Genomic DNA, 12229 nt, shown 5'->3' on the forward strand with positions numbered 1-12229 from the left:
ACGGCACCTCGGCGAGCGCCCCGCTGGTTAAGTTTGACATGGCGGGTAGTGGCTCTTAGCAGCCTCTTGCTGCTGGGATTAATGGCGCTTTTTGTATGGCTTGGGCAACACTACTTGACCCGTCAGTTGGAATCCGCACGCCAGGAGCAGCACGAGCGCCAGCAGCGCGAGATACACCTGGCCATGCAGCGCTCGAGCAACAGTCTGCGCCAGTTAACGGGGCTGGCAGCGGCGGCGCCAGAGCTTGGTGCGGCGCTAGAAAGCGGCAGCGAAAGCCAGCTGCGCGCACTGTTGAGCGCCCAATGGCCAACGCTTCAGCTTGAAGGCGGCGTGGACAATCTTTTCGTCTTCAATCGGTTGGGGGACCAGGTACTTCACTTCGGCGTGGGAGACGAAGCGCCGATCTTCCCTGCTCGGCGCTGGATCAACGACGTACTCACCATGGAAGCACCGCTGACCCGGCTTCGCTGCGCGCTGACCTGCCAGCAATTTGCGGCGGTGCCGGTACTGCTGGAGGGGCAAAGCAGCGGCGTGGTGATCTTTTCCCGGGATTTGGCCGACGTAATGCGCGAAGTCAAAGCGGTGTCGGGCAGCGACCTCGCGCTGATGGTGACCGGCGGCGAGGAGACCCAAAACGCGGCGCCTGTGCATAATATCCCCGAATGGGAGGGCCGCGTTATCGCCCTGACCCACCTGGAGCAGGCCCTGCCCGTCATCGAAAACGTTGCGAAAAGCGTCCCCATCTACCGGCTGGTGAACGCCCCCTACAGCGTCGAGCACGATGACCGTCATTTGGAAATCAGCGCGGTCTATATGCAGGACGACGGTGACTGGCGCAGCACAGGCTACTTTTTACTGGTCGCCGACACGTCACTACAGATAGCCTCCATTCGAACCGCGACCCAAACCCTGCTGCTGGTCGGCGTTATCGGCTGGGTACTCGCAGAACTTTTACTGCTGATCATCTTGCTCGGACCAATGGCCAGGCTTCGCCACGTGGCGCATTTGCTCCCTTCGCTGGCCCGCGGCGAGTTCGAAAACGTACAGGGCACGCTGTTGCCGGGGCCCGCACGCTGGCGCAACGAGATCGACGTATTGGAAGAGGCAACGCGAGCGCTGGCGCTGCAACTACATGCGTTGGAAAACGATGTAAAAGAGCGCAGCGACGAGCTCTGTGTACGTGTGGACGAACTCGCCTGCGAGCGCGATTTCGTCAATAGCCTGCTCAATACCGCTCAGGTCTTCATTATCGGCCAGGACCGCCAGGGCTATATCCGTCTGGCCAACTGTTTTACCCACGAGGCACTGGGGTGCCAAGAGGGGGAACTGATCGGCCAGCATTTCAACGCGGTGTTCAATCAGCCCGAGCCGATGCCGGCCCCGCTTCGGGAGCGCACTCAAACAGGCCAAGTGGGCAGCGATGAGCGGCCGGGACCTGAAGAAAGCACGTTTGAAGCGCTCGACAAGCGTCGTACTACCGTTGCCTGGTATCACGCGCCGCTTCATCACGCCGCCGACGGCTCCCTGGCGTGCGTTACCGTGGGGCTGGATATTACCCAGCGCAAGGCCGCCGAGGCGCGCCTGGTGTGGCTCACCGAACGCGATACCACGACCGAGCTTCATAACCGGCGTTACTTTTACGAGGCCCTTGTAAAAGCGCTCGAGGAGCACACCGAGGTCGCCGTTTTACTGCTCGACCTGAACCGCTTCAAGGAGATCAACGAGCTTAGCGGCCACCACGTCGGTGACCGGCTGCTCAGGAAAGTCGCCTCTACGCTCAGCGCCAACCTGGGGCAGCGCAGCACCATTGCGCGCCTGGGCGGCGACGAGTTTGCGCTGCTGATGAGCGGTATTTCGAGCGAACAGGCGGCTCACGTGGCCGAGTATGTCATCCAGCTCATCAACGCCATTGATTTCAACGCCGCCGGGCGCAAGCACCATATTGGAGCAAGCGTGGGCATTGCGCTTTCCCCCTTGCACGGCAGTACGCCGGCCGATCTTTTAGCCAGTGCCGATATCGCTATGTACAAAGCCAAGGAGCACGGCGACCCCCACTGGCACGTGCTCTCGACCGCCGACGACGCCCGCGGCGAACTTCAAGAGCGGGTATACTGGGTCGAGCGGCTTCGCCAAGCCCTGGACAACGACGCGTTCGATATCTGGGTGCAGCCCATCGTGCACTTGGAGGATCATTCCGTTAAGCACTATGAGGCGCTGCTCCGGATGCGCGGCGCCAATAATAGCCTCGTGCTGCCCGCGCACTTCATCCCTATCGCCGAGCATAGCGGGCTGATTACCCAGTTGGACCGGTGGGTGATTCATCACAGCTTGAAAGCGCTTGCCACGCTTCAAGCGCACGGTATTTCGCTGGCGCTCAACCTCTCCGGCCAATCGCTTCACGACCAGGAGCTGAGCCAGTACTTGACCGAGGAGCTTCACGCCCACCGGGTCGACCCCTGCCGCCTGATACTGGAAGTCACCGAAACCGCCGCGATCACCGATTTTTCTGCCGCTCACAACGTGCTTCAAAAGCTTCGTGAGCTGGGCTGTAAAACGGCGCTGGACGATTTCGGCGTCGGCTTTAGCAGCTTCCACTACCTGGGGCAGCTACCGGTGGACTACATCAAGATCGACGGCTCCTTCATCCGCAACCTGCTGACCGACCCGGACAGCCAAACCATCGTCAAAGCCATTGCCGACATCGCCAAAGGCTTTGGCAAGCAGACCATCGCCGAGTTCGTCGAGCAGCCGGCGCTGCTTGCGCTTTTGCAGGCCCACGGCATCCACTACGCCCAGGGGTTCCACCTGGGCGAGCCGATACCGCTGACCACCCTATTGAACGACTTGTCGCAAACCTGAGCGCCGGCCTTGGCGCGGCCGAGGCCAGGGCGTTACTTCATTTCGAAACCGCGCTCGATGAGAAATTCGCGCATATGGGCCCGCAGCTTGGTATCGAACAGCGGCGTCAGATTGTGCGACCAATCGGTGTCCTTGTTGGCACTGCTACGCGCTTGGTAGTACGCCTTCATGGTTTCATCGAACGCCTCGACCTGGTCACGGTCTTCGCTGTAGTAATCTTCCTTGAGCACCGCTTCGACGGGCAGACGCGGCTTCACCTCGGGGATCTGATCAGGCTCGGGATAGCCGATGCACATGCCAAACACCGGGTAGACGTGCTCGGGCAGGCGTAAAAGCTCGCTGACCGCGGCGGGATTATTGCGCAAGCCACCGATATAGCAGATGCCCAGGCCTTCCGACTCCGCGGCGACGGCCACGTTTTGTGCGACCAGCGCGGCATCCACGGTGGAGACCAGTAGCTGTTCGGTCATGCCACGTACGACCTTCGCCCCGGTGCGCTCGGCGGCTTCGGTGGGCCGTTTCATATCGGCACAGAAGACCAAAAACGTCGACGCCTGGTGGATATAAGGCTGCCCACCGGCAAGCTCCGCGAGCTTTTCGCGGTTTTCCGGCGCCTTGACGTGAATGATGCTGTACGCCTGCACGTGGCTGGAGGTCGCCGCGCCCTGGCCCGCTTCGATCAGCTCGACCAAAAGCTCCCGGGGGATCGACTGATCGCGAAACTTGCGAATCGAGCGGTGAGACGTCATTAACTTGATGGTGTCGTTCATACTTCCTCAATGCGAATACGAATTCGAAAAACGGCCCTCTACAGTAGAAATCTCATCCTACAGGGAGGCCATAACGTAGCGAAAATAAAGCAAGGTAGCGTTAATTGCTTGCTCATTACGCTACCGGTAGCGGACTATACTGTGCTTGGAACACACTTTCTCTTTTTACGCTCGGAAGCCCACTATGTCCGATACCTTTGAAGACCAACATCAGCAAGGCCCAGGCCAGCGCTGGAATGCCCAGGATTACGCCGAGCACGCAAGCTTCGTGCCGGCGCTTGGCAACGACGTGCTGGATCTTCTGGCCGCCAGGCCTGGCGAGCGTATTCTCGACCTGGGCTGCGGCGACGGCGCCTTGACCGAGCGTATCAGCCAGCTTGGCGCCGACGTCGTCGGCGTGGACGCCGCCGAAGAAATGGTCGAAGCCGCCCGTCAGCGCGGCCTCGATGCCAGGCACATCGACGCCTACCAGCTCCCCTTCGATCAAGAGTTCGATGCGGTGTTCAGCAACGCCGTTCTGCACTGGCTGCTCGACCCGCAAACGGTGTTGGCTTGCATCAAGCGCGCCCTGAAACCTGGCGGGCGGCTCATAGCCGAGTTTGGCGGTCACGGTAACATCGCCGCGATTTGCACCGCGCTGATCGCGGCACTCCAGTTTCGTGGCATCAGCGCCCGGGGCCGCCATCCCTGGTATTTCCCTACCGCCCAGGAGTATACCCACCTGCTCGAAACCGTCGGCTTCAAGGTCGATAGCATCGAACTGGTAGCGCGCCCAACGCCGCTACCCACCGGCATGACCGGCTGGCTCGACACCTTTGCCGGGCCCTTTCTGCACGGCCTCGATGAGAACATGAAGAACACCGTGGTGGATAACACCCTGAATCTTCTTTCTCATAGCTTGAGCGACGGCCAGGGCCACTGGAGCGCCGACTACGTGCGCCTGCGCGTCGTCGCCCATCTGCCTGAGGTTTAAAAAGCGTTTTGCAAAACGGTACGTAAAAAACCGCCCACACGAGGTGGGCGGTGGATATCGGCTACGTGTCAAGGCGCGAGCAATCAGGCCTTATCGCCTTTCAGGGTGGCCATGTCGATCACGAAACGGTAGCGCACGTCACCTTTTTCCATACGCTCGAAGCCTTCGTTGATCGCATTGATGTCGAGCATCTCGATGTCGCAGGTGATGCCCTGGTCGGCACAAAGCTTCAAGAACTCTTCGGTTTCGGCGATGCCACCGATCAACGAGCCAGCCACGACACGGCGCTTGAACACCAGGTTGAACGCTTCGATAGCGGGTTCGATCGGCTCCAGCAGACCCACGATGATGTGCGTGCCGTCATACTTGAGCGAGGTCAGGTAGGGGTTCAGGTCGTGCTGGACCGGCACGGTATCGAGCATGAAGTCGAAGGTTTCCGCTACCGCGTCCATCTGCTCTTGATCGCTTGAAACCACGACGTGGTCGGCACCGTTGCGCTTGGCTTCTTCTATCTTGGCGCTCGAGCGAGTAAAGAGCGTGACTTCGGCGCCCAGCGCTTTGGCCAGTTTCACGCCCATGTGGCCCAAACCGCCCATACCGATGACACCGACCTTGTGCCCTTTACCGACGCCGTGATGCTTGAGCGGCGAGTAGGTGGTGATACCGGCGCACAAAAGCGGCGCGGCGGAGGCAAGATCGATGCCGTCGGGCATTTGCAGTACGAAGTGTTCGCTCACCACGATGGAATCGGAGTAGCCACCCTGGGTGACGGTACCGTCCTGGCGGTCTTCGCTACCATAGGTCATGGTGAAGCCTTCCAGGCAGTACTGCTCGACGCCATCCTTACAGGCGCTGCAGCTGCGGCAAGAATCGACCATGCAGCCCACGCCGACCAGGTCGCCTTGTTTGAAGCGGCTGACCTTGTCGCCCACTGCCGTTACGCGGCCCACGATTTCATGGCCGGGCACGACCGGATACTGGCTCATACCCCAATCGTTACGCGCGAAGTGCAGGTCGCTGTGGCAAACGCCACAGTAGAGAATTTCGATGGCGACGTCGTCCGGGCGCGGTTCGCGGCGCTCAAAACTAAACGGGGCCAGCGGCTTATCGGCGGCAAAAGCGGCATAGGAGTGTGCCTGGGTCATAAACGCTCCGAGTGGTCGAATGAAAGTACCTTCATTATTGACCCTATTGGGCCATCTTGCGATGAAGGAAGCTCCACCGTTTTTGCCTTTTTCTCCAAAACCCTGCAATCAAGTAACAAAAAACCGTGCAAAAATGGCACAATCCTCGTTAAACGGCCTTTTGGAACCCGATCATGGTGACCTCTTCTGCCCCTTCGAGCCCGCTTGCTCGGCTCATAGAGCCGCTGGTGCGCCACGAAGGCTTCAATGCCTCGCGGCTCGACCAGGTGTCGCTGCTCTATCTGCCGCGCCGCCAAGCGCGCACGCCGCTCATGTACGAACCCAGCCTGATCATCATCGCCCAGGGGCGAAAAACCGGCTACCTGGGTGACCGGGAAATCCACTACGACCCGGGCCAGTACCTGGTGCAAACCCTACCGCTGCCCTTCGAGTGCGAAACCGACGCCAGCCCCCAAGCGCCGCTGCTGGGCATTTCGATCAAGCTCGACCCAGCGCTACTGGGGGAGCTCGTCACCGCCATGGGCGGCTGTGCGCCGCAAAATGCCGCGCCGCGCCCCATGGCATCCGTCGCCATGAACGCCGCCATGCAAGGCGCGGTGGCGCGGTTGATCGACACCCTGCACGAAAGCGAAGCGTGCAGCGCCATGGGCGCGGCGCGCATTCGCGACGTCGTCTACGAGGCGCTCAAGGGCGAACAGGGCCCGGCGCTGCGCGCGCTGGTTCAGGGGCACGGCCACTACGCGCGTATCGTGCAGGTACTGGCCAGGTTGCACGACCACTTTGCCGAGGAAGTCAGCGTCGAGGCGCTGGCCCGCCAGGTAAACATGAGTAGCTCCGCGTTTCACCTGCACTTCAAGCAGATAACCCGGGCATCCCCGGTGCAGTACATAAAGCGCCTGCGCCTGCTCAAGGCGCAGCAGCTTCTCACCCAGCAAAGCCATAACGTGAACCAGACGGCGCTGGCGGTGGGCTACCGCAGCGCCGCCCAGTTCAGCCGCGACTACAAGCGCTATTTTGGTCACCCACCTTTACAGCACCGCCAACGCGAAAAGGCGCCGGGGGTTTAACCCCCGGCGCCCAGTGCTACATCGAATAGCGGCTTATTTGGCGAATATCTGGCTCTTGTCCTTGAACGCCTTGAACTCGAGGGCGTTACCGCAGGGGTCGAGCAAGAACATCGTCGCCTGCTCGCCGACCTGGCCTTTGAAGCGTACGTAGGGTTCGATCACGAACTCGATGCCCTGCGCTTTCAGCCGCTCGGCCAGCGCCTCCCATTCGTCCCACTCCAAAAGCACGCCGAAGTGCGGCACCGGCACGTCGTGACCGTCGACCGGGTTGGTGTGCGCGCTCTCCTGGCCCGGCGTTTTGGGATGGCCGTGAATGACTAGCTGGTGGCCAAAGAAGTTGAAGTCGACCCAGTTCTCGCTGGAGCGGCCCTCCTCCAGGCCGAATACGTCGTTATAAAATGCACGCGCCAGCGCCACATCGTGGACGGGAATGGCAAGGTGAAACGGGGAAAGGCTCATGGCAAGCTCCTTGAATAATGCGCCACCACTTGGCGAGGGTCGTTTGGCTAAAGTGCCGCTTTAAAGCCATGCTAGGCGGCTTTTTACGAAAACAAAATCATATTTTTGACCCGATTCAAAAAACGCTCCATCCGAAGGCTTTTGATGGGGATAAAATAGCCCAGACGCGCTGATTATCGACCAATGCCTAACGCCATTGGTCTTCGACGACTATCAATAAGTGAGAAAGGTTGACCGTGAACCCCGACGATCTTGAAAAGCTGGTGACCTACACGATGCCGTTTGGCAAACACCACGGCTGGCTCATTGCCGACCTGCCAGGGCCGTACCTTAACTGGTTTGCACGTGAGGGCTTTCCTTCGGGAGAGATTGGCCAGCTTCTCCAACTGATGCACGAAATCGATCACAATGGCTTGAGCGGACTACTCGACCCGCTACGCCGCTCTCCCCCAGCAACCAGTCGCAAGCACTAGCGTGTAGCGAGTGCTTTAGCGTATTCCACCTGATAGGCGGCGCGTTGGCGGGCGGGGTCGTGAGGAAAGCGCTCAAGGGTGGTTGCCAGCTCGAAAAATCCTGTCGCCGGTATAGCGTCGCGCCGGCTGACCACCAGCGCGGCGATAAACGGCCGCTTTGCCGCCGCATCCTCACGCATTAGCGCCTCGAGCGCTTGGGTCACTCTTGCAATGGTGCGTGGAGGGGTAAGGCCTAACTGCTCTGCAACCTGCTGGTAGGTGAACGGCAATTGGCTTTCAGGGGCGCTCGCCAGCAGCGTTCGAACGGCGCAGGCAAGCGAAGTGGGTGGGGGCATCGCTCTCTTCTCGTTTTCAAGCACCCGTTTTGAAGTGCTTGGCCGGTGGTCTACCGGGCAAGCGCTACAAAGGTAGATGGATAATAGCGCGCTGGATACGACGCTCGCCAAGCCAAAGCTTGCCAAGCGTCAACGGCAGTTTGAAACGGCGCTTGCCCGCCGCTCCCGGGTTGAACAAAAGCCTATCGCCTTGCCATTCGTTGCGCGGTTTGTGCGAGTGGCCATGAAGGACTACATCGCAGGCAACCGCCTCGTCGAAGTCCGCGAGCCGATGCACCAGGTGCAGCCGCCAGCCGTTGACGAGCAGCGTTTGCGTGGCGGGCAGTTTTTCACACCAGTCCGCGGTATCGATATTGCCCCTGACCGTGTAAAGCGGGGCGAGCGCTTCGAGCCGGTCGAGGATCAAAGCGTCATCGGGCTTATTACCCACATCGCCCAGGTGCAAAATCGCCCCACAGCCTGCCAAAAGCGTCAGCGCTTCGTCGCGCAGCAGGCCGTGGGTGTCGGCGATTACGCCAACGGGGGCGTCGAGTTTCATACGAGCGGCTAGCTAAACAGCGCGTCGATGGAGCGTTCGCCGTTTAGTAGCGTCACGGATTGGTTTTTCAGCGCCGGGGTTTTGACCACGTGAAGAAGCGCGTAGGCGACGTCCGCGCGGGTGATCGCCCCTGCACTCGCCTCCATCGAGTCGCTAAACCCATGCGTCGGCGCGTCATCGGTCAACGGTCCGGGTTTTAGAATCACGTAGGGCAACCCGGTGCTTTGTAGATGCCGGTCGGCGGCGAACTTGGCCGCCATGTAGGGGCGCATCTTCTCTGGCGCTTCGAGGGGCTGCTCGGCACGGATCGCGCTGACCATGACAAACCGCTCGAGGCCTTTCTCTTTGGCGATATCCGCCGTGCGAATCGCGCCATATAAATCGATCAACAGCGTCTTGTCCGGCCCGGTGTGCGGGCCCGAGCCGGCGGTGAAGACCACCTCGTTGCAGCCCTCGAAGGCATGGGCCATCTCGCCTTCGAGATCGCCGATGACGACCTCGATACCGCGGGCCTTGAACCACTCGGCCTGCTCCTCGCGGCGCACCATCGCCTTGACGGCTACGCCATCCTGCTGGGCCTGTTCGCAAAACTGCTTACCGATTTGACCGTTGGCACCGACTACGAGCGTCGTCATACTTCACTCCTTGTGTATCGTTTCAACTGTTGAACAGTAAATGCCGACGCTGGCAGGCGAATTCAACCCCGGGTCGACGCTCAAGCCAGTTGTGGGGCTTTCTCGCTAGCGGGTAGCGCTTTGGTTTCAGCGTAGCCACTGACCTGGAACCGGCTCATCAGAGCGTGCATGTCCCCGGCCCGCTCATCCAGCCGTTGGCTTGCCTGAGTCGCCTCCTGTACCAGTTTGGCGTTTTGATGGGTGACCTGGTCGAGCTGAGCGATCGCCTCGTTGATCTGCTCGATACCCGAGGACTGCTCGGAGGTGGCGTCGGCGATATCGCTGACATAATGCGTCACCTCGCCCAAGCTATCGATGATGTCTTGCAGGTGGTTGCTCGAGGCGAGGACCAACTGCTCACCTTCGCTGACTTTTTTGACGCTGTCATCGACCAAGTGGCGAATCTGCGCGGCCTCATCGGCACTGCGTCCGGCCAGCTTGCGAACCTCCTGGGCCACCACGGCAAAACCGCGTCCTTGCTCACCGGCGCGCGCGGCTTCCACCGATGCATTAAGGGCAAGCAGGTTGGTTTGAAAGGCAATATCGTCGATCGCTTTGACGATCGACGTAATCTGCTCGCTGGAATGGCGAATGTCGCTCATCGCCTCGGCGCTTTGTTTGGCCACACCGCCGGCGGCGCGGGCGCGCTGATCGACGTGATGGCTTGCCTTTTTCGCTTGTTCGGCGTAGTCCGCCGTCTGCTTCACTGTGGCGGTCATCTGCTCCACGCTCGAGGCCGTCTGCGCCAGTGAGCTTGCCTGCTGATCCGTGCGCCCGGACAGGTTTTCATTGCCCCCGGCAATCTGGCCACTGCTGTGGGCAATGTCTTCGGCGCTTTCGCGCACCTGGCACACCATAGCTTCGAACGTATCCATCATTTGATTGAAGGCAAACGCGGCCTTACCGACTTCGTCGTCATGCTTGAGCGCCAGACGTTTGGAAAGATCGGCGCGCTCTCCGTCGTCGCCGCCAATCGTCTCCATTTGCCGGCGCATCAGTACCAGTGGGCCCAGTACGCGAACCAGCGTGCGCCAGCCAAATATGGCGAGTAGCGCAATGACGCCCAGCGTCACCAATATCAATAGCGTGCGCCCGGTATCGGCCAGGCGCACGGCGGCGGTGGCGGCGCCGCTAGCCTGGGTGGTGATGTAGCTGTTGATATCGCTTAGATTATCCTGCATCGACGCCAGGGCGGCGGTGGTTTCGGCAAGCGCCGCCTGGGTGCGTGCATCCAGCGCAAGCTGCGCTTCGCGCAACGCGTATACCGAGTCCGGGTCTTCGACCATTAGCTCGTTGAGTTCGGTGATCTCGTCGGCCAGCGCTGCGATGACGGCGCGTTGCTCCACTTCGGTACTAGGCGCTTCGGCAATGGCCGCCAGCGACTGCAGCGCCAGCGCTACTTGGGGGACGATGACATAGTTACGCAGATCCATCAGCTCATCGATATCGCTTGCATGCAGCATCTGACGGCTTAAATCCGCAAGTCTTGCAATGGCCACTCGCGCCTCGCCGCTCAACCTACCGATATCGACGCGGGGGGCGTACAAATCATCCAAAAGCTGGGTCGGGAGGGAGGTGGTGCCCTCTTCTCGCCAGGCCTCCATCATATCGCGCTGGGCCGCCTCGCGGCGCGACTGAGTGTAAAGCGTACGGTCGGATACGGTTTGCGCACTTTGAATGACGCTGTTGATGCGCTGCTCCATCTCGTCGATTTGCGCTGCGATTCGAATGCGCAGGCTCAACGTGTCCCGACGCACCCTATCCAGTGCGCTGTCACCTTCGAGCAGGTTTTCATAGCTTGCATCCAGCGACGCCAAACGCGCCACCTGGTCTGCGTGGGAGAGGCGCGACAGGTCTTCGCGGGCACGCTGATAACGCTCATTCAATACGTCCTGGGAGGTGGCCGCACCCAGCCCCGCCTCACTTTGCGCCGCCAGCATATCGGCGTGGCGCTGACCAAAGGCCCCCAACGTCAGCACCAGGTGGCGGCTAGCTTCCTGAAGGGGCAATACATCCCCGGTAATATAATGCTGGGCGTTGACGAGCCGCTGGTTGGTGAACCAACCCGTCGTTGCGAGCACACAAGCTCCCAACACGGCCGCCGTAAAAAGGCCAATCAACATAGCGCGGATACTTAACGACTTTTTCATTCTTCGTGTTCGCTTATAGTTAAAATAAAGAGCGTGGCCATACCGTTTGGACATCACGTTCGCTGCCCCTGGACATCGGGCGCAGTGCGGCACTTATATCGGCCAAGGCTCGTTAAACTTAAGCGAATTTTACGAAGAAGAGCGCAATAAAAAGTCTCCTCTCGATTAGCTCGGCCGCTCGATCACGAAACGGTCGGTGATCCGCACGTAGTCGTTGCCGGCCAGCCGGCCGGTAGGTTTGAGCGTTGCCATGTCCACGTGGCGCCCGTCCCATATCTGCTCGTCGATGTGAATGCTCACTACCTGCACCAACACCAGCGAGCCTGCCAACGGTTTATCGCCAAAGCGGATCACATCGTAACGTTGGCAGCCAAAGGCGACCGGGGCGTCCTTGATGCGTGCCACGCTAACACCCGGCATTTCGGCTTTTTCGAGCCCGGCAAGCGTGAACTCGTCCTCCTGGGCGTCGAGCGTGGCGCTGGTCGCGTTGAGCGCCTCGATCAAATCCTCGCTACCCACGTGCACGACGCACTCGCCCACCGCTTCGATGTTGTTCACCGTGTCCTTGGCCCTGCCTTCGCCATCCAGTAGCGGCGCAAACGCCAGTACCGGCGGATCGACGCTTGCCACGTTGAAAAACGAAAACGGCGCGAGATTGGCCCTCCCCTGGGCGTCGCGTGTGGCCACCCAGGCAATCGGGCGCGGGCAGATCGTGCCCGAGAAAAGCCGGTAAATCGTACCCGCGCTTAGTTCATTGTCTTCCACTACGTAGTGGGCCATGGCGCT

General features: G+C 60.4%; 12 protein-coding genes. 4 read left to right on the plus strand and 8 right to left on the minus strand.

All coding sequences use genetic code 11. The features are described from left to right. Positions 1-48 precede the first annotated feature (48 nt). Positions 49-2859 (plus strand): EAL domain-containing protein, encoded by a 2811-nt coding sequence (locus tag ACWHRL_RS12265; protein ID WP_447893877.1) that lies wholly within the window; start codon positions 49-51, stop codon positions 2857-2859. A 32-nt stretch (positions 2860-2891) separates the two neighbouring features. Here ACWHRL_RS12265 and nfsA read toward each other — a convergent pair whose 3' ends face one another. Further along, positions 2892-3629, minus strand: a complete 738-nt coding sequence (nfsA, locus tag ACWHRL_RS12270) for an oxygen-insensitive NADPH nitroreductase (RefSeq protein WP_447893878.1) — start codon at positions 3627-3629, stop codon at positions 2892-2894. A 184-nt stretch (positions 3630-3813) separates the two neighbouring features. On the opposite strand from nfsA, the gene ACWHRL_RS12275 reads away from it, so the two are divergent. Next, positions 3814-4602 carry a class I SAM-dependent methyltransferase gene (locus ACWHRL_RS12275; protein WP_447529420.1) on the plus strand — a complete coding sequence of 263 codons (789 nt, stop codon included), beginning with the start codon at positions 3814-3816 and terminating at the stop codon, positions 4600-4602. Positions 4603-4685: 83 nt separating this feature from the next. Here the strand turns inward: ACWHRL_RS12275 and ACWHRL_RS12280 are convergent, their stop codons facing one another. Continuing rightward, complete coding sequence (locus tag ACWHRL_RS12280; protein ID WP_447893879.1) at positions 4686-5747, minus strand: NAD(P)-dependent alcohol dehydrogenase; 1062 nt, start codon at positions 5745-5747, stop codon at positions 4686-4688. A gap of 173 nt (positions 5748-5920) precedes the next feature. Here ACWHRL_RS12280 and ACWHRL_RS12285 point away from each other — a divergent pair, with 173 nt between their 5' ends. Then, on the plus strand, positions 5921-6814 hold the full coding sequence (locus ACWHRL_RS12285; protein ID WP_447893880.1) for an AraC family transcriptional regulator N-terminal domain-containing protein: 894 nt from the start codon (positions 5921-5923) through the stop codon (positions 6812-6814). Between the two features lie 33 nt (positions 6815-6847). Here ACWHRL_RS12285 and ACWHRL_RS12290 read toward each other — a convergent pair whose 3' ends face one another. Further along, on the minus strand, positions 6848-7273 hold the full coding sequence (locus ACWHRL_RS12290) for a VOC family protein (RefSeq protein WP_447893881.1): 426 nt from the start codon (positions 7271-7273) through the stop codon (positions 6848-6850). 236 nt (positions 7274-7509) lie between these two features. Between ACWHRL_RS12290 and ACWHRL_RS12295 the strand changes: the two genes are divergently transcribed. Beyond that, positions 7510-7746 carry a DUF3820 family protein gene (locus ACWHRL_RS12295; RefSeq protein ID WP_447896173.1) on the plus strand — a complete coding sequence of 79 codons (237 nt, stop codon included), beginning with the start codon at positions 7510-7512 and terminating at the stop codon, positions 7744-7746. On the opposite strand, the gene ACWHRL_RS12300 is transcribed toward ACWHRL_RS12295, so the two are convergent. The 5 genes from ACWHRL_RS12300 to ACWHRL_RS12320 all read right to left on the minus strand — a co-directional run bounded on the left by ACWHRL_RS12300 (position 7743) and on the right by ACWHRL_RS12320 (position 12223). Beyond that, positions 7743-8081, minus strand: coding sequence for a hypothetical protein (locus ACWHRL_RS12300; protein ID WP_447893882.1), 339 nt, complete (start codon positions 8079-8081; stop codon positions 7743-7745). The two genes, ACWHRL_RS12295 and ACWHRL_RS12300, sit on opposite strands and share 4 nt — an antisense overlap. 64 nt (positions 8082-8145) lie before the next feature. After that, positions 8146-8619, minus strand: coding sequence for a metallophosphoesterase family protein (locus ACWHRL_RS12305; RefSeq protein WP_447893883.1), 474 nt, complete (start codon positions 8617-8619; stop codon positions 8146-8148). 8 nt (positions 8620-8627) lie between these two features. After that, positions 8628-9254 (minus strand): SDR family oxidoreductase, encoded by a 627-nt coding sequence (locus tag ACWHRL_RS12310; RefSeq protein WP_447893884.1) that lies wholly within the window; start codon positions 9252-9254, stop codon positions 8628-8630. A gap of 80 nt (positions 9255-9334) precedes the next feature. Continuing rightward, on the minus strand, positions 9335-11374 hold the full coding sequence (locus ACWHRL_RS12315; RefSeq protein WP_447893885.1) for a methyl-accepting chemotaxis protein: 2040 nt from the start codon (positions 11372-11374) through the stop codon (positions 9335-9337). Between the two features lie 234 nt (positions 11375-11608). Further along, positions 11609-12223 (minus strand): flavin reductase family protein, encoded by a 615-nt coding sequence (locus tag ACWHRL_RS12320; protein ID WP_447893886.1) that lies wholly within the window; start codon positions 12221-12223, stop codon positions 11609-11611. Positions 12224-12229 lie beyond the last annotated feature (6 nt).

It is taken from the genome of Vreelandella sp. GE22 (genome assembly GCF_968212445.1).